The sequence below is a fragment of the Streptomyces sp. NPDC001315 genome (assembly GCF_042896175.1).
Lineage (GTDB): Bacteria > Actinomycetota > Actinomycetes > Streptomycetales > Streptomycetaceae > Streptomyces.
Map to the genome: position 1 here is coordinate 245,490 of NZ_JBIAWZ010000002.1, position 16,992 is coordinate 262,481.

The window sequence follows — 16,992 nt, forward strand, 5'->3', positions numbered from 1 at the left end:
CCGGATCCCAGGGCCCCAATCTGTAGGGGGTATCACTCGTACTCGCGAAGCAGATCCTCGATACGCCGGTTGGCGACGTCCTGCCGTCCGTCGAGGCACTTCGCGTACCGGGTCAGCAGGACCTCAACGCTGTTGCCGGCGCGCTCGGCAACCTCGGTGGGATCGACTCCGGCATTGAGCCACGTCGACAGCGCCGAGTGCCGGAGGTCGTAGGGCCGACTCGCGAGGGGCGAAGCCGCGGCGGCCGGCGGGAGCGCCAGAAGCCTGGCCTCCTGCCATACGCGGTAGTAGGTCGAGGACGGGACAACCGAACCCTTCTCACTGAAGAAGAGCCGCCCGTCGTCCGCCGTGCCGAACGTGGCCAGGTGCTCGCGGAGTGCGGCAACGAGGTGGGGCGGGATCGGCACCCGTCTGACGTCCTCGACGGGCCGGTTCTTCAGACCGCGATCGTCGTGGGTCTCCCCCGAGTCGGTCCACTGCTTGCCGACCGACGGACGCGTCCGATGGAGCAGGGCCGACCCCCAGCCCTGTTCGGGGAGGTTCAGGTCCGTCTCGACGAGGCCGACTGCTTCAGCCGGCCGGAGACCGCCGAAGTACATGGCGGCGAAGAGGCCCACCAGGCGCCGACCACGGGCCCGCCGGTAGCCGCCCACGTAGGAGACGGCAGCCAGGAGATTGCGAGCCTGTTCGGGGTTCGCGACAACGCGAGGGTCGACCTGGTTGGAGACCTTCGGTTTCTGCCAGCGGACGGCCGTGATCGGGTTTTCGCGCAGCTCCCCCAGGTCGACCGCATAGTTGGCAGCGTTGACGAGAGTCCGCCGCTTACGCCGCACGGTCTCGGCGGCCGCCGCCGTACCGTCGAGCTTGAGTTTCAGTGAGTCCAGCACCGCACGGGCCGTAGCCGGTTCAGCGAGATCGGCCAGCGGTCGCGAGGCCTTCGACACCCAGTGAAGGACGTTCCGCACGTCGTCCGGGACGTGTCGGTCATCAGGCCCCGGCAGGACGAAGGCCCAGTTGCGGAGCGCCTGGCGGACGGCTTGATCGGACGGCCGTCCAGCCCGCTCGTCGAGGAGCTCCACGGTCACGCTGGTGAGCGATTCGTTGATGCCGTCACGCGTATTGGGGGCGGCATGTGGCCACTTCATGGCGAGGTACCTGAGGGCGAAGTCGTACCAGGACACAGCCGACTTCTTCTCTTCCATCGACTCCGGCAGCCCGGACGCCTGGTCGAACTCCTCGCCGTCGCGCATCGCCCGCATGAGCTTCGCGCGGTAGTGATCGGCCAGTGCCTTCGTGCGGAAGGAGTCGGAAAAGACGTTGCCCGCCACGGACCATCGGACTCCGTACGAGGGCGTCTTCGTATCGCGCTTCCGAACGGCCCAGACCTTCACGTCGAGAGACTTCACGCCGCGGCCTCCAGCTCTCGCAGCCACGTGGTGAAGTCACTCCGCCACACCCGGAGCTCCCCGTTGGGCAGCTTGAATGCAGCCGGCCCGTACCCCAGCTCGCGCCAGCGATAGAACGTCCGGCGAGAGACCCCACCCAGCTCATCCAAGACTTGGCGAACGGTCATCAGCTCGTCGCGACGGGAGTCCATGTCGGTTCTCCTTCCGTACCGGGGGCGGGTTCGAGGGACGCGGACAGCCAGGCTTCGGCGACAGAGAGGCCGGTTCCGGCGAACGCCCAGTGGGCGAGGACGTACGTCGTCTCGGGCTCACGCTCGGGCAGCACGGCAGCCGCTTGCGCTCGGCGCCAGTCGGCGCGGGCGGTGCGGAGGGCGCCGAGGGTGGTGGAGTAGCGGCGGGACTTGGTGGAGAAGTGGCCGCGGAAGCCGAGCATGTGGGCCCAGGCGCGTAAGCGGAGGTGTTCCAGGTCTTTGCGGGCACCGAGGGTCCAGGCGGTGCGGATCAGTCGGCGGGCGTGTTCGCTGAGCTTGGCTTGGGCCAGCTCGGCGAGGAACCTGAGCGGGCGGTCGAGGGTGCCGGTCGTGGTCTCGGCGCCCTTGGTGGCGTACTTCGCGATGTACGACGCGACGGCGCGCTCGGTGAGCTCCTGACCGCCGTCGAAGTCGGCGGAGCGGATCGGGCGGACGTCGAGCTGTCGGCCGAAGACGAAGGAGTGCTGGCGTCCATCGACGTCCGGCCCGTCGACGCGGGCGGCGGTCGATGCGGCGCGGATTGCGTCGGTCAGCAGCTCGGCGGACGCCCACGGCGGGGGCGGGGTGTCGCCGCCTTCCGGTCCGTCGAGGCGGATCACCGCGTGGAAGTGAACCGCGCCGCGCTTCTGGTACTCGGCGACCTTGGCGAACGAGACACGGGCGTGTTCGCGGAAAGCCCGCTGGGTAAGGCCGGCGCGCTTGGCGACTTCCCGGCGGAGGTAGATCGAGAAGCGGCGCCAGAGATCGCCCGCGTGTGCGTTCCAGAGGACAGCAGCTTCGTAGTCGTACGAGTCGGGCGTGCGCGGTGTTCCCAGGGCCGGGTCCTGGTCGTCGTGGTGGATGCCGCAGCGGCAGGCGCGACCGGCCGCGGGGCGGTTGTGGACGGGGCCGAAGCCGGGGGCAGTGAAGGTGGCGAAGACGCGCGGGTGTGTGGCGACCTGGTCCGAGGTGCCTTTACCGCCGCGGAGTCCGGCGGTGATCAGGTGGAAGGTGTCTCGGCGGTAGGTCTCGGCGCAGGCCGGGCAGCGGGTCGCGCGTCGGTTGTTGCAGCGCACCAGGAGGTTGCCGGCCGGGAGGGCGGTGGAGTCGAGGTGGTGCAGGGCGGGGCCGATCTCGCCGGTCGCGGTGTCGACCGCGTATTCCGTGCGGTGGCCGTCGAGGCGGACGGGGCGGGTGCAGCCGCCCAGGGTGGAGAGTTGGCGGGCCAGCTCGGGCAGGGTGCCTATGGAGGCCAGCGTGGAGAGTTCCGCCAGTGGGGGCGGAGTCTGCCGGGTGATGATGGTGATTCCTTTCGGCTGTTTCGGCGGTGGGAGGGACGGCCCCGGGGCGGCGGGATGCTTGGCGGCTTGTTGCCGCCCCGGCGGCCGGTCAGCGCTTGTTGGCGCCGGTGACGAGGGAGCGCAGGACTACGGCGGCGATGGCCACGGAGATGGCCGTGACGGCGACGGCCGCCAGGAGCGCGGTCAGGACGACTCCGACGACGACCACCGCGGCGACCGAGCCCACGTAGGGGCTGAGGGAGTGGTGGCCGGCGGAGGGTGCCGGGGTGTGGGTGTGGTGGGTGCTGAGGGCGTTCGAGCTGGGCAGGGTCGGGACGTCGGGCAGCTTGGGTCGGAACACGGCGTGCCTCCTTTTCAGTCGTGGGTGCCGTTGACGACGTCGACACCGGAGCGTGTGCCGGAGTCGATGGCCGGGGCGAGGAAGGTCCGGGAGAGCAGGAAGCCGAAGAGCGCGATCACGACGACGAGCCAGACGCGGACGCCGAGGAACTTGATCGCGGCCCAGGCGATGAGGCCCAGGACGAGGACGAGCGGCAGCGAGACGGTCACGGGAGCTCCCTCAGCGGGCGACGCAGCGGTGGGTGCGGGCGGCGAGTTCGGCGGCGGCGCGGCTGTCGTAGTCGGCTGAGAAGCCGCAGCGCGGGGCCAGGCAGGCTGCGGTGTGCCTCTCGCGGCCGCGGCCGTCGTAGTACGTGGCGACCTGGACGGGGCCGATGCGGACGACTCGGCGGAAGCGCGGGTTGGCGGGCATCAGTCGGTTCCCTTCTCGGTCTCTGCGGTCTCGTTCTCTCCGGTGAAGTCGGCGACGTGGTCGGCGAGCCAGCGCACGATCTCGTCACCCTCGTAGCTGTCGGCGGTGAGGATGACCGGCTCGGCGATCAACATGGCTTCGGTGAGGCGGTTCTGTCGGGTCAGCTCGGCGGCGCGGTTCAGCGCGCGGAGCGTGGACGGGCGCAAGGTGGGATGTCCTCCGGGTCAAGCGAGTTGGGCGGCGATGGCTTCGGCGAGCGGCAGTGGGACGCCGAGGCGGGCGCGCAGGGTCGTGGTGTCGATGGCCGTCCCGGTCCGGGTGTGGTGTTCGTGGGCGACCTTGCGGGCCAGGGCGACGAGGGCGGGCGGCACGGTGGAAGGGAGGGGTGCGGCAGCGGGTAGCTCAGGGATCGGGGCGGTCGGCTCTTCCAGGTCGGGCGGGGTTGGCGTCGCATCCAGTTCCGGGTTCGGTGTCGCCGTAGGGCCGCGGTGGGCGAGCAGGGTTCCGCCGAGGAAGGCGACCGCGGGCCATCCGGCGACGAGGATCCGCAGCCAGGCGGGTACGTCTCCCAGGTCGAGGAGGCCGGCGGTCGCGACGTTGGCCCCGAGCGAGGCCGTCAGGGCGACGAGGAACCAGCACCACGCGGCGGCTTTCGATCCGCCGGTGCGGAGCCGGTGCCAGGCGGCGACGAGAAGCAGGTCGACCGAGACCGGATAGGCCCAGGCCTTCCATCCGCTCTGCCCGGCAGCGGCCGCAAGGTCGTGCAGGTGGGCGAAGGACAGAGCCCCGGCAATGACGGCCTGGACCAGGACCGCGTCCGCGCGGAAGGCGGGGCGGGACATCAGTCCGGCTCGCCGGGGTAGTCCGGGCCGTCCTCGGGGTCGTAGCCGGGCGGGAAAATGTCGGGCGGCGGCTCCGGGAGGGACGCGGCCAGAGACACGCCCACGGCGCGACGAAGGTCCCGTCTGCGTCCGACGTGCCTGCGTACAGGGCGAGTTGTCCCAGCAAGATGACGGTTCGGGCGAAGTCCTCGCAGTCGGGGCACATGGTGGGTGCTCTCCTCCTTTCGGGCATGGCGGGGTAGGGACTTGGCGCGATTGCGCGTGGAGTCAGGAGGTGGGTGGGGTTACTCGGCGACCGGCCGAGGGTGGTTCACCAGCCCGGCGGGCTTCACGGTCGGCGCGGGCGGGACGTAGGGCCGGAAAGGAGAGAGCGCCGGTACGTCGGGGGCGAGGTGAGCCGTGTCGCGGCAGGTGGCCGCGGCGGCGGCGAGCGAGATGTACGGGGTGCGGATGCGGGACCAGCCACCGGAGGTGTCGCCAGCGACGGCGAGACCCGGGCGATCCGCGGGGATGGAACAGGCGGCGTACACGGCTTCCGGCGCGATGTCGCCGAGAGCCATCTTCGCGGAGGCTTCGTCGTTGACGCGGTGGGAGACGCGGCCGGTGAGCTGCGCGCGGAGCATGGTGGCGCCCTTGCCTAGCTCGGCGCCGAAGCGCTGCCCGCAGACCTCTAGGTAGATGCCGGCCGCGCGGCCGAGCTGAGCGAGCCGGATGAGCTGGGTGACCATCTCGTCCCGTCGTTCCTCCTCCTTGCGCGTCGCGACGAGGAAGAGTTCCGCCACCTCATCGACGAACAGCACGATGGGCGAAGGCCGTTCGTTCTTCGGCAGACCCCAGATGTCGGAGGTGATCAGTTCGTCGGGGGTGCCAGGGGCGATGCCTTGTCGGGCCTTGATCAGGTCGTATCGGTCCTCCATTTCCTTCACGAGCACCGGCAGCAGTTCGGCCGCCTGCCCGGGGTCGGTCGCCAGGGCAGAGAGCCGGGCGGCGAACGGCGAAAGTTCGACGCCACGCTTGCAGTCGATGCCGACCAGGACGACGGGTTGTGCGGCCAGGCCGGTGATCAGGTTGCGCAGGTACATGGACTTGCCGGACAGCGTGGCGCCGAGGACGAGTTCGTGCGGTACGGCCTGGTAGTCACGGACGAACGCGGTCGCGTCCTCCCGCAGCGCCACCGGCACCCGTAAGAGATCGCCCTCGGTCCCGGTCCGGCGCGGCATCCGCACTTTCCGCAGGACGTCGAAGCCGACGAGCCGCAGTTCGACGACTCCGGGCTTGATGTCCCGTACGTACACGGCGTGGACGCCCCAGGCGTGCCGGAGGCGTTCGGCCGAGGCCGCCACGTCCGCCGGTTCCTGGCCCGGGGCGAGCCTGAGCCGCATACGCAGACCGGTCGAGGTGGGCCGGATGATGCCCCGGCGGGGCGGTACCGGCCGGACCTCCCGTCGAGTGGTCGCCCGGATGGCCAGGGCCCGCCAGCGAGGAGGCGCGACGGTCAGCCCGCAGGCGTCCATGGTCGAGGAGTACGAGCCCAGCAGCCGGGCCACCGAGACGGGCAGCCCGACCGTGGACCAGTACGCAGCGGGGTGAGTGTGCCGGAGGTAGGTCGCGCCGCCTATCGCAGCGAGCGACCCGCCCAGCTCGGCCACCGTCACCAGGTCCGTCACGCGATCAGCCCGCCTGAGCCATCGAGAAGGCCCCCGGCATGACAGCGGTGGCCCGGTAGGCGATGCCGTGGCGCTGCTGGCCGTTGAACACGCTCTGCCAGGGGCGGGCCATCAGTCCCGGCAGCGCGACCGGAGCGCCGACGGTCAGCCCGTCCGCTACCCCGCTTTCGGGAATGGTGACCTGGATCAGGGCCGATTCGCCCTCGTCGATGTAGACGACGCCCAGGGTCATCAGGGCCTCGCCGCTCACGGTGTCCTTGGCGATCTCACCGGTCTGCCGGTCACGCACCTTCGGTGCCGGCGCCTCGGTGAGCAGGATCGTGGCGGACGAGGTGTCGATACGGATCACACGCACAGAGAGTTCTCCTTCTGAGATCGATCAACCCAGCGCCTGACAGGTTGACTTAGCAAGTTCGAAGTTAGAGTTGCCAGGTTGACTTGTCAAGTGCGATCAAACGTCAACAGCCCCTGTTCTGGGCTCAGTTCAAGCGGTACGTGTCTTCAAGCTCCTGCCCATCGGCAGGAAGCAGCACGTCGGAAACCTGTAGCGCCTGGCCCGATGCATCGAAGGCGATGACCAGGACGCTGAGCACAGGAACCCCGTCGGCCAGGCCCAGAAGCTCAGCTTCGCCGACATCGGGCAACCGGGCAGAGACCCGCTCCGTCACATGGTCGAAGCGAACCTTCTTCCGCCCCTCCAAGTGCTCCCGAACCCCGGCACTCAACAGCTCGGAGCTCCCGAGCTCGGTGCCGTCGACCAGGCCGGCAGGGAAGTACGACGAAACGAGCTCGACCGCCTCCCCCTCCTCCTCGACCAGGAACCGGCGCATCAGGACTTCGGCTCGCTTCGGCAGCCCGAGCACCGAGGCGACACGCGCCGGAACGGGCACGCGATCCACCGCGGCCAGCCGTCCCGGAGTCCGCGACTCATCGCGCTCCAGCGCTTCCCGCCCACGCCGGTTCTTCTGCTCGACGACGGCCGGCCGACCACGCACGATCGTGCCGAAACCCTGCCGGGACTCCAGCCAGCCGTCCCGCTTCAACAGCTCCAGAGCGCGGACCACGGTAGGCCGGGACATCCCAAACGCCTGGACCAACTGATTCTCGCTGGGCACCCGAGTGCCTGGCGCGTACGTGCCATCCTCGATGCGGCGTTGGATCGTCTGGGCGAGGCGGACGTACTTAGGTGCCTCCACTTCATACGCCATGAATGCCGCCCGTCGAGATTGGCCAAGTCAACTGGTCAACCAGACTAGCGATAAATCCAATTACGCAATACCACGGCACCAAGCCCGCCTCAGTCGGGCCAGGCATCGGCCATCACGAAGGAGACGACCGTGCCGCCGAAACGGCTGGGCCCGCACCGCCAGGACTCCGCGACGGAGTCGACGAGCAGCAACCCACGCCCGTGTGCGTCATTGGCCTCGGGACGCCGCAGTCGCACGTTCGCCGGATACCCCGGATTGTGCACGTCGACGCGGAGCGAGGCCCCTTCACGGAACCACTCGACCCGGACGATCCACGGGTCGTCCGACCGGCCGTAGACGACGGCGTTGGTCACCAGCTCGGAGAGCATCAGCACGCAGTCGTCGACCGAGCAGGCCGGGTTGTACGGGGCGATGAACTTCCGGAACCAGCGCCGGGCCCGGGGTACGGACTCCGCGACGGGGTGCAAGGTCATCGCACCGAGCCGCGGTGAGTCCGCAGAGGGATAGCGGTCGATCGTGTAGCCCATCCGCGTTCACTCCCTGCCGCTGCCGTCACAGTCGAGGCAGCGCCGTTTCGATGTGGGACGGACACGGTCATTGACGGTGGAGAGTGCCAGGTCCGTACGGGAGCCGACTCGCTTCCAGCCGCGCCCACGACATCCCCGGCAAGGTAAGTGCGCGCCCTGATCCGGCCGCCGACTCGTCACGCCGTGCCCCCTTCGCGAAGTGGCCTTAGCCACTTACTGGATAGTGGCATTAGCCACCTGTGGGATGCAAGCGGTTCGCCGAAATGGCGAACCGGCAGCCGTCAGGTGAGGGGGTAGCCCTGCTCGAACGCCCAGCGGTGCGGCGGGTAGGTGGCCTCGGCGAACTCCAACGGCCGGTCCTGGAGGTCGAACACCACGTGGTGCACGATCAAGACGGCCGACCCTGACTCCAGTTGGAGGTCTTGCGCCTCCTCGTCCGTCGCCTGCCGAGCACACATGCGGTCCTCGGCGTAACTCCCCTGCCGTCCCGTCATGTTCTCGACATACATCAAGGTGCCTTCTTGGATCCGCTCAGGTTCCAGGAGCTTGGGTGCCCGCTGCCCGACGTCCGGCGCGAACCACGAAGTGGACAGAGTGATGGGCCCGTCCTGGTTGTTGGTCACGCGCCGGCGGTGCACGGCCCGACGATCCTTCACCAGGCCCAGCGCCTCAGCGACGTGATCCGGAGCCTCCAGCCAGCCCGCCGAGGTGATCACCGCATACTCGCCAGAGGTGTAGATCTTCCCGGTCTGCCGCGCCCGCCCGTACAACTCTCGTGCCCGCCGGTTGACTTCGAGGCTGCGCACGTACGTTCCGGACCCCTGCCGCTTCTCGACGAGCCCCTGATGGCTCAGTGCCTCCAGAGACCGCGCGGCCGTCGGCCGGGACACCTTCCAGGTGGCCGCGAGTTGCCGTTCCGAGGGGACCTCGTCCCCCGGCCGCAGGTCACCCCGAAGGATCTGATCGCGGATGAAGTGAGCGATCTGGAGATACTTCGGCTGCGCCTCCTCGATCTGAGGCATGTCCCCTCCTCGTCCAAGTGGCTATGGCCTCTAGCCACTATAGGGTGAGTGGCCAGGGGTCGAACCCGTAATGTGGGGCGCATGACGCGGTTGATCGTCGCAGCAGGAGGAGGGGGCGACGCAGTCGCCGCCGCAATGCTTGACGCCGCTCTGTACGGCGACGAGCCCGACCATGCAGTGATCCTCACGTACGCGTGGGACCGCTTGCTGATCGACCCAGTGCCGGGCCCACGAGGCCCCGACAACTTCACGGGCCTCGCCCTCGTGACCCCCGCAGTCTGGTCGGTACCGGCCAACGCGCGTCCGATCGCGCCGGCGGGATCCACCCTCCCCCGACTCGCGGCAGAGCTCCCGCACACCTTCGCTCTGATCGACCCCCGCCACGGAGCCGAGGGCATCACCCGCCAACTGGAAGAACTGTTCGGCTACTTCAAGCCGACCACGATCGACCTGCTGGACGTGGGCGGCGACATCCTCGCGCGAGGCGACGAGCCGACACTCAAGAGCCCGCTTGCGGACGCTCTGACACTGGCAGCGTGCTGCCAGGTGGAAGCTCCCATCCGACTACTGGTCGCCGGCCCCGGCCTGGACGGCGAAGTCTCCGTCGACGACATACGCAGCCTGTTCGGTCCACTCGTCCACAGGTTCACCGCGGAAAACACGGAGCCGGTCAGCTCGGTCCTGGAATGGCATCCCTCCGAGGCAACCGGGATGCTCGCCGCAACAGCGCGAGGAGTCCGAGGCATCTGCGAAGTCAGGGACGCCGGCCTCCCCATCCCGCTCACAGACGAGGGCCCGACAGTCCACGAAGTGGACCTGGACGAGGCCCTGAGCCGCAACGAGCTGGCTCGCGCGGTCCTGTCGACGACCACCCTGGACGAAGTCGAGACACTCAGCCGGGAAGTCTGCGGCTACTCAGAGATCGACTACGAGCGCAACAAGGCAGCGTGGCTCAAGGATCAGCAGGCAGCGAAGCTCGATCCCGACACGGCGCTGTCCCAGCTCGACGCGTTCGAGAGCGAAGCCCGAAGCCGCGGAGTCAGCCACACGACGTTCCGCCGCCTCACTGAGGTACTGAACCTCAGTGGGTCACAACGTGGCGATCTGCGCCAACTGCTGATCAGCAACCGCCCGGAGCGATACGCAGCACCTCTGTGGCGAATTGCATGAGGGACGACCAAGTGCCTCCTTCCGCCGCTGATCTACCCGACCCACAACGAACACTCGCCCAAACCACGCGGGCAGGACAGACCGGCATGGCAGAGACAGGAAGATCCAGGAGACCGCCCAGGCCGCTGAGCGAGCTGGCCAATGTCTATGACGTCCTGGAGGAGGTGCGGCTGCGCCCCGGCATGTGGGTCCGTCGCAGCTCGCTGCAACATCTGGACTCCATCCTGACCGGGTACCGCGTCGCCCTGGAGGTCCACGGGGTGGACGAAGAGTTCGACTTCGTGCACACCGGTGCCTTCGCCCAATGGCTGTGGAAGCGGTTGGGCATGGCGTATCCCAGCGCCCTGGGCTGGGCAGTCGAGATCGAGCGGGCCGCGGAAGCAGCCGACGTGCCCGCGATGGACCTGTTCTTCGACCTGCTGGACGAGTTCCGAGCCGCCCACCACGGCACCCTGCCTTCAGCAGCGCAAGCGCATCAAGCGTCTCCCGAGGTCGAGCAAGCTCACGCCACCGAGTGAGTTACAACCTTCTCTACTGGTTCAAGGCGGCTCGCTCCGCTCCCCGCGCGCGGCCCGGCCCCCGGCCGGGCCTGCGCTCCTGTCTCCGCCCCGCTCCAGCCCGGCCGGCGCCCGGGCCGCGCTGAGAGCAGCCACCCACTTGATGCCAGAGAAGGGGTACTTCGTGGCTGGGGCGGTCGGCTCCACGGCTTTAGGCAGCCACTTTGGGGCGAGCCTCGAAGATCATGGCCCCAACGTCGTGCTTTAGCGGGCAGGTCCACAGACTGCCCGACTCGCCGGAAGCTTAAGGGGCCATGATCACTCGCCCCAAAGCAGCTCCCGCCCAAAGCCGCTCCACCGACCTGGGTTGACACACGACAGCTCTCGATGACTAACAGACTGTCGGACGCCAGCGTTTTCGCCGGCTGCTGAGCAACCTCCCAACCTCAACTTTCAGTTGATTACCTGCCAGTAGTCCATCGGAGAGGGCACTGGGGCCCCTATGATGTGGCGGTTTCTACACATGAAAATGAGGGGGGACCATGTTCGAGACGACCAAGGCTGCAGGCGATGAGCAGGATGCTGTCGTGGACGGGCTCGACGTACTGGTGTCCATCGACGACACTGAAGGGCGCTCCGAATCAGGAGACATGGGCATATTCAGGCGCCGGAGCGAGGACGCCTCGGTCCGGCGAATCCCCACCGCCGTTCTGCGTGAGAACCTCCAACACACAGTGCAGGCCTTGCAGCAGGTACTCACGGACCTCAGGGTGCCCGACGGCGGGATGCGGTTGCAGCAGGCGCAGGTCTCATTCGAAATCACCGCGACCGGAGGCATCACCATTGTGGGGGCTACGGCCCAAGTGGGCACCAAAGGGGCGATCACGCTGACTTTCGGCTCCTGATCAGCCGGAGACCGCGATGAACCCCTTGTGCCGCGCCCTGCTGATCGGGGTACCGACGTACCGCGACTCCAACATCGACGACCTAACCTTCGTCACGGATGATATGGCCGAGCTGGCGGAGGCGCTCTCTGCCGTCGGGTACGAGGTACATATCCACGACGTCGAAGAGACCGACCGGGAGAGCATCGACTACGCCGTTGAGACGTTCTTCCAAGACGCCGCTCCGGACGAGACGCTGCTCCTCTACCTCAGTGGCCACGGGATCCATCACGGCGGCAAGGACTACCTCGTTCCCAAGGGCGCGCGCACGGCCTCCCACGATTTCCGCGGCAAATGCCTCTCGCTCGACTTCAGCGGCTACGTCGAGCGCAGCAAAGCTGGTGACGTGGTCGTGTTCGTGGATGCATGCCGTGAGGGCATCGATCTCAGGGAGATGTCGGTAGGCAACGTCGTCGGCTGGTCCGATATGCGAGTCGCACGCGTCGGCGAGCGCCACTACTGCCACGTATATGCCTGTTCGCCCGGTGAGCGCGCCCGCTACACCCGTGCGGGAAACAGCACGTTCAGCATCTTCTCTCGCGCCCTCAGCACCGTCGTAGCGGACGAGGCGGGCCCCAGCACGCTGCGCGAACTCAAGGAACAGTTGCAGGGCGCGGTGGACGCACTGACTGCTGAATACAAGCTGTTTCGTCAGCAGATCAGGGTACGCGCCGAGACGGAGACTGACGACTTCATCGTCTTTAGGCGGCCTGACCAGACCGCAAACGGGACCGCAGGTGATCACTCCTGGGCAACAGCGGCCCGCAACCACCCGGTATGGAAGCAGATCGGCGACGTCCCCGGCGCCGAGGCCATGCGCGCTGCCGCCGTGGCCCTCGTCGCCGAGATCGCTCCGCAAGCCGTCCGGGACGAGGCCCTTCTAAGCGAAGACCCCTGGCGGCCCGTTGACTTCGCCGAGCGGATGACCGCCGGGGTGGGCTGGCTATTGTCGAAGGTTCTCAACCCGGAGAAACTGGCTCTGTCTCCGGCCGAGGCCGCCCTACTGGTCGCCGTGCCCTACCTCTACGTAACGTGTGCGAACCGCGCCGCGGTACAGGGGCTGGACGTTCAACCCACGAACCTCGACCACATGCCCTGTCCAAGCCCCGCACGGGCGAACTACGAGCAGTTCTTCAACAACCAACAGCGACTGGTGCGCCGGGCTGTACTCGCAGCTCAATCGCCCGTCGAGGACGATCGTGCGGCCGACATCGCCTGGTGGCTGTTCCGCCGCTGGCTGGCCAGAAAGCCCGGGGGAGCCCAGGAGAGAATCCTGGGCAGCCTGCTCGGCCCCGTGAAGAGGCTGCTGGAGGATATTCCGGACGAGGCCGACCGCAAGTTGGTCGCTGAACTGTTCGAACTGAACACCTTGCCGATGTTGCTGCGTTCGCTGCGTACGTCGTTCGATTCGACCGCCATCCGGCCAAAACGCCAGCTGGCAGGCGGTGCCGAGGCGGAGCAGCACATCCGGGAGCAACTACTGGTTGTTCTGCTTACGGTAGCGCACCACTTGGCCATCGATCCGGTCCTGCTGTCGGACGTCGTCGTGGAGCACCTTGGCATCAGCTACTCCGTAGACATAAAGCAACTCCACCGGACCATTCAAACGGCCCGCTGGGACCAACACGGCCGTACCCGCGTCCTCAACGCTGCCTGTCACCATCCGGCGATAGGCCTGGCTCTGCGGCAGCAGGCGGCCGCCCTGGACGCCCTGTTCGGCACGGTCGATGTCCAAGCCAGCAGTGAACCCCAACTGGAGCCATTGCAGGATCTACCAGCGCACGCCACTGCCGACCAGGTGCGGCCGGCTGTCGATGCCGGAGGGGAGCCCGCGTACGAGTCGACGGACCTGCGTTTCCGTCTTGCCGACGACCGCATCCAACAACTCCTCATGGGCGAGCAGTTGTACGGAGATCCGTCCCTGGCTATCCGGGAGCTTTATCAGAACGCCCTGGACGCCTGCCGATACCGGGGAGCACGCACGCAATTCCTGCGGCTGCGGCACCCCGAACTCGCGGCTTGGTCGGGGCGCATCACATTCAAGCAGGACGTAGACGAGCGCGGCCGGCCCTACATCGAGTGCACCGACAACGGTATTGGCATGGGGGAACGTGAACTTCGCGAAGTCTTCTCCCACGCCGGTATGAGCTTCGCCGACCTCCCCGAGTACCTCGATGAGCGAGCTGAGTGGCGTGAGGCGAATATCGAACTGTACCCCAACAGCCGCTTTGGCATCGGCGTACTCAGTTACTTCATGATCGCCGATGACGTCTCGGTGACCACATGCCGCTTGGACCGCGAAGGTCACCCGGGACAGCGCTTGCGGGTAGACATCGCCGGACCGGGATCCCTCTTCTACATTCGGGACCTTGGACGGGGGTTCGAGGCGGGCACCACTGTACGTTTGTATCTCCGCCCATCCGCCAAAATTCCCTCTTGCACTGATCTGTTGCGACGACTGCTGTGGATCTCCGAGTATTCGGTAGTCGCACAGGAGGCGGAGACCCGCTTCGAGTGGGAGCCGGACATATTGTCGCCCGTGGCGCCGCTAGGCCCCGGTGATCCGCATAAACCGGGTACGGTGCGCGCAACCGACGTCGTGGTCCATGCCACGACCCGTCAGGATGTGTGGTGGACGACTACACGTGGCGGAGTTCTTGCGGATGGAGTGTGGATCGGCCTTCCGCTGTTCGGAGCCGTGGTCAACCTCACCGGTACGTATGTGCCGCAGCTGACCGTCGACCGCAGGAGCACGCTCTCCTACGACAAGGTTCATGTCATGCAGCGGCTGCACGAGGAGATCCCGGCGTTGCTGCGAGAGGGAGCCGAGGTCTTCGGCCACGATTGGCTGTCGGAACTGGTGGCCTACCACCCGGTGCTGGCGGACGAGATAGCGGAGGCCGCGGTGGCCTGTCGGTACACCCCCTGGGTGGTGGGCGAACAGGAGTTGGATATCGCCTCGGCAGGTTGCTTCTCGATGGACGCACAGATTTTGGGTGGGAATGCCGGGTTGGGCATCCCCCCCACGATGGTCCCGGGATCACTCGTCACATGGCGAATCAAGGTCTGGGTAGCGGCCGGAGCGTTTCCTGGTGTGACGCTCACAGATCCCGAGTCGGTGCTACGCGCACGACCCACGGATATCGGTCTGTTCGTCGATTCGGGAATCAACGAGGGCCCGGGGGGCAAGTTCAGCTCGGAGGGGCGCTACCCGGATGACTGGCATGATGACGAACTTCCAGTGAACCTGGGGAACATGCTGCAGTTCGCATACATGGTGCAGCGCAGTCCGCAAGAGGTGGCAGACAGGCTCGTGCAGCTCGGCCTGCGGCTTCAGGAGGGTGTGGTCCTTCCCGAGACCGTCGTGGCTGACGACCTGCTCATGCTCAGTCGTGACCTCGATCAGGAACAGCCGTGGCTAGATGTAGCCGATCCAGTCCCGTTGGGACATGTGCTTGCGGTAGCTGAGCGAACAAAGAGTCGTCCCGCGGAGGTGATCGCCAGGCTCGCAGAGCTCGGGCTGCGGCTCGTCGAAGGAGCGGTGTTGCCCGAGGCCATCGAACCGGGGGATGTGGACCTCCTTTCCAGAAGAGATCGCCCAGGGCAGCGCGTGTGGCTAGATGTAGCCGATCCGGTCCCGTTGGGACATGTGCTTGCGGTAGCTGAGCGAACAAAGAGTCGTCCCGCGGAGGTGATCGCCAGGCTCGCAGAGCTCGGGCTGCACCTGCATGGCGAAGCCGTGCCGCCAGCGGTCGTGGAGCCAGACGACCTGATCATCCTGAGGCAAAGCCTCAACCCGAACAGGCCGTGGTGGGATATCAGAACGCCAGTGCCGTCGGCGCACGTTCTCCTGGCCGCCCACGTGGTGGGGCGGTCTCCTGAGGATGTGGCGGCCAGGCTAGTGCAGCTTGGCCTGCGCCTAGATGAGGGGGCTGCGCCGCCCGTTGCCTTGGAACCTAGAGACCTCGTCTTGCTCAACGCAAGCACCCAACATCAGAGAGAATGGTTGAACTTCGCGAGGCTAGTTCCGTTGGGGCATGTACTGGCGGTGGCCGAGCAAACAAAGCTTCGTCCCGCCGAGGTAGCGGTCAGGCTTGAGGAACTCGGGCTGCGCCTTCCAGAAGCCGCTGTGCTGCCTGAGACCGTTGAGTTCGACGATCTCCTCATGCTCAGCAGAGGGTACAACAGGAATGGCCCCTGGTTGGATGTGGCCTACCCGGTTCCGTTGGGGCATGCAGTTGCGGTGGCCACGCGAATCAAGTGGCATCCCGCGGAGGTAGTGGCCAGGCTTGCGGAGTTCGGGCTGCGCCTTGCGGAAGGGATGGTGCTGCCCGAGACAGTCGGACCGGATGATCTGGCCATTCTCAGCGTCGATCTCGATCGGGAACAGCCATGGCTGGACGAGACGACACCAGTGCTGCTGAGCCATGTGTTGCGCGCGGCTGACCGATTGGGGCGCCGCCCTACGGAAGTGGCAGATCGACTCAGGGCATTTGGTTTTCGGGTTGCAGACGGACCGCCTCGGCTTGAGAAAATCGAGCTTGAGGATCTCCGGATGTTCAGTGACCGCAAAGGAATGAACGAATGGCTGGACAAGAAGGCGCCGGTCGCGCTGTGCCATGTCTTCCAGAGCTCCGTTTCCAGCGGAAGACCTTTGCCGGAAGTCGCGCTTCGTTTCCGCGAACTCGGATTCACTTTGACCGACGACGTGATCTACACCGACGACTAGCAGCGTGCCGTTAGGTGCATTATTTCACCTAATGGTGAGTGTTTCTGGAATCGGTAGCACTCATGCCAACTGCTCGGCGAACTGGACGATCAAGGACACCGGCCCGGCCGGTAGCCGAGCGGTAAGGGCCGCAGCGAGGCCGTCAGCACCAGGGGCAGGCTCAGTCGGTCGGCATTCCTCGATCAGCGTCCAGAACGCGTCCTCGCCCATGCCAGCCATCATGGCACTCGGATCCGACAGTGGGAGGCTGTCGGCTGTCGCGAAAGGTGCACCACAAGCGCACCAGATTGGGCGGGGAGCAGCGGGACATCACGGTGAAGGCAGCCGAGCCCGACGTGGCAGCGCCCCGCCCGTTCGTGCAGGTCAGCGCCCGAACCGGCAGCAAATGATCGCAGCTTCCCAAGCTGAGGGCTTCGGGGAGCGTCGTCACGGGCCGACCGCCACGGGTTGCTCTGGTCGACACACACCCCGACAGCGCGGCTGAGGCCAGTGGGGGCAGCGAGGCATACGCGCGTAATCGGCCGGCGCACCCACTGTCGTGGCTGACTGTCGTCGGTCGAGGTTCGTGCCACTGCCGCGCCAGATGCACCGGTCAGCCACCCGTAATGAGCATGTCTGGCGGTCGAGTCGCTGGCATCACCAGCCGAAGCCTCAGCGCTTCAAAATTGGTGGCCAGTGCAGGCCCGAATGACTGCCCA

The 16,992-nt window shown here is 67.0% G+C and carries 18 protein-coding genes; 4 read left to right on the plus strand and 14 right to left on the minus strand.

Features of this window, described 5'->3' with window-relative positions; genetic code table 11:
• Window positions 1-32: 32 nt before the first annotated feature.
• The 13 genes from ACFY16_RS08210 to ACFY16_RS08270 all read right to left on the minus strand — a co-directional run bounded on the left by ACFY16_RS08210 (window position 33) and on the right by ACFY16_RS08270 (window position 8,954).
• Entirely contained in the window at window positions 33-1,406 is a 1,374-nt protein-coding gene (locus ACFY16_RS08210; RefSeq protein WP_390646293.1) for a tyrosine-type recombinase/integrase, read from the minus strand.
• Window positions 1,403-1,597 carry a helix-turn-helix transcriptional regulator gene (locus ACFY16_RS08215; protein ID WP_390646294.1) on the minus strand — a complete coding sequence of 65 codons (195 nt, stop codon included), beginning with the start codon at window positions 1,595-1,597 and terminating at the stop codon, window positions 1,403-1,405. The genes ACFY16_RS08210 and ACFY16_RS08215 overlap by 4 nt, the downstream gene beginning before the upstream one ends.
• Window positions 1,573-2,910 (minus strand): replication initiator, encoded by a 1,338-nt coding sequence (locus ACFY16_RS08220; RefSeq protein ID WP_390646686.1) that lies wholly within the window; start codon window positions 2,908-2,910, stop codon window positions 1,573-1,575. The genes ACFY16_RS08215 and ACFY16_RS08220 overlap by 25 nt, the downstream gene beginning before the upstream one ends.
• A gap of 115 nt (window positions 2,911-3,025) precedes the next feature.
• Window positions 3,026-3,277: a SpdD protein gene (locus ACFY16_RS08225; RefSeq protein ID WP_390646295.1), complete on the minus strand. Its 252-nt coding sequence runs from the start codon at window positions 3,275-3,277 to the stop codon at window positions 3,026-3,028.
• Window positions 3,278-3,291: 14 nt separating this feature from the next.
• On the minus strand, window positions 3,292-3,486 hold the full coding sequence (locus ACFY16_RS08230; RefSeq protein WP_390646296.1) for a hypothetical protein: 195 nt from the start codon (window positions 3,484-3,486) through the stop codon (window positions 3,292-3,294).
• Window positions 3,487-3,496: 10 nt separating this feature from the next.
• Window positions 3,497-3,688 carry a mobile element transfer protein gene (locus ACFY16_RS08235; protein WP_390646297.1) on the minus strand — a complete coding sequence of 64 codons (192 nt, stop codon included), beginning with the start codon at window positions 3,686-3,688 and terminating at the stop codon, window positions 3,497-3,499.
• The gene (locus ACFY16_RS08240; RefSeq protein ID WP_390646298.1) at window positions 3,688-3,894 is read right to left on the minus strand and encodes a hypothetical protein; all 207 of its coding nucleotides are present in this window, start codon (window positions 3,892-3,894) and stop codon (window positions 3,688-3,690) included. The genes ACFY16_RS08235 and ACFY16_RS08240 overlap by 1 nt, the downstream gene beginning before the upstream one ends.
• Before the next feature lie 18 nt (window positions 3,895-3,912).
• A complete protein-coding gene (locus ACFY16_RS08245; RefSeq protein WP_390646299.1) occupies window positions 3,913-4,530 on the minus strand; it encodes a DUF2637 domain-containing protein in 618 nt (205 codons plus the stop codon).
• A gap of 284 nt (window positions 4,531-4,814) precedes the next feature.
• Window positions 4,815-6,197 carry an FtsK/SpoIIIE domain-containing protein gene (locus ACFY16_RS08250; RefSeq protein ID WP_390646300.1) on the minus strand — a complete coding sequence of 461 codons (1,383 nt, stop codon included), beginning with the start codon at window positions 6,195-6,197 and terminating at the stop codon, window positions 4,815-4,817.
• Window positions 6,198-6,201: 4 nt separating this feature from the next.
• Window positions 6,202-6,552, minus strand: a complete 351-nt coding sequence (locus ACFY16_RS08255) for a hypothetical protein (protein ID WP_390646301.1) — start codon at window positions 6,550-6,552, stop codon at window positions 6,202-6,204.
• A 124-nt stretch (window positions 6,553-6,676) separates the two neighbouring features.
• Window positions 6,677-7,405, minus strand: coding sequence for a GntR family transcriptional regulator (locus tag ACFY16_RS08260; protein WP_351602769.1), 729 nt, complete (start codon window positions 7,403-7,405; stop codon window positions 6,677-6,679).
• Window positions 7,406-7,494: 89 nt separating this feature from the next.
• Window positions 7,495-7,932 (minus strand): ATP-binding protein, encoded by a 438-nt coding sequence (locus tag ACFY16_RS08265; protein ID WP_152889193.1) that lies wholly within the window; start codon window positions 7,930-7,932, stop codon window positions 7,495-7,497.
• Window positions 7,933-8,213: 281 nt separating this feature from the next.
• Window positions 8,214-8,954 (minus strand): GntR family transcriptional regulator, encoded by a 741-nt coding sequence (locus ACFY16_RS08270; RefSeq protein WP_390646302.1) that lies wholly within the window; start codon window positions 8,952-8,954, stop codon window positions 8,214-8,216.
• Between the two features lie 81 nt (window positions 8,955-9,035).
• On the opposite strand from ACFY16_RS08270, the gene ACFY16_RS08275 reads away from it, so the two are divergent.
• The 4 genes from ACFY16_RS08275 to ACFY16_RS08290 all read left to right on the plus strand — a co-directional run bounded on the left by ACFY16_RS08275 (window position 9,036) and on the right by ACFY16_RS08290 (window position 16,294).
• On the plus strand, window positions 9,036-10,124 hold the full coding sequence (locus ACFY16_RS08275; RefSeq protein WP_390646303.1) for a DUF1152 domain-containing protein: 1,089 nt from the start codon (window positions 9,036-9,038) through the stop codon (window positions 10,122-10,124).
• Between the two features lie 86 nt (window positions 10,125-10,210).
• Complete coding sequence (locus ACFY16_RS08280; RefSeq protein WP_390646304.1) at window positions 10,211-10,642, plus strand: hypothetical protein; 432 nt, start codon at window positions 10,211-10,213, stop codon at window positions 10,640-10,642.
• Window positions 10,643-11,163: 521 nt separating this feature from the next.
• Window positions 11,164-11,526: a hypothetical protein gene (locus ACFY16_RS08285; protein WP_390646305.1), complete on the plus strand. Its 363-nt coding sequence runs from the start codon at window positions 11,164-11,166 to the stop codon at window positions 11,524-11,526.
• A gap of 16 nt (window positions 11,527-11,542) precedes the next feature.
• Window positions 11,543-16,294, plus strand: a complete 4,752-nt coding sequence (locus ACFY16_RS08290; protein ID WP_390646306.1) for a caspase family protein — start codon at window positions 11,543-11,545, stop codon at window positions 16,292-16,294.
• A 60-nt stretch (window positions 16,295-16,354) separates the two neighbouring features.
• Here the strand turns inward: ACFY16_RS08290 and ACFY16_RS08295 are convergent, their stop codons facing one another.
• Window positions 16,355-16,504, minus strand: a complete 150-nt coding sequence (locus ACFY16_RS08295) for a hypothetical protein (protein ID WP_390646307.1) — start codon at window positions 16,502-16,504, stop codon at window positions 16,355-16,357.
• Between the last annotated feature and the right edge of the window lie 488 nt (window positions 16,505-16,992).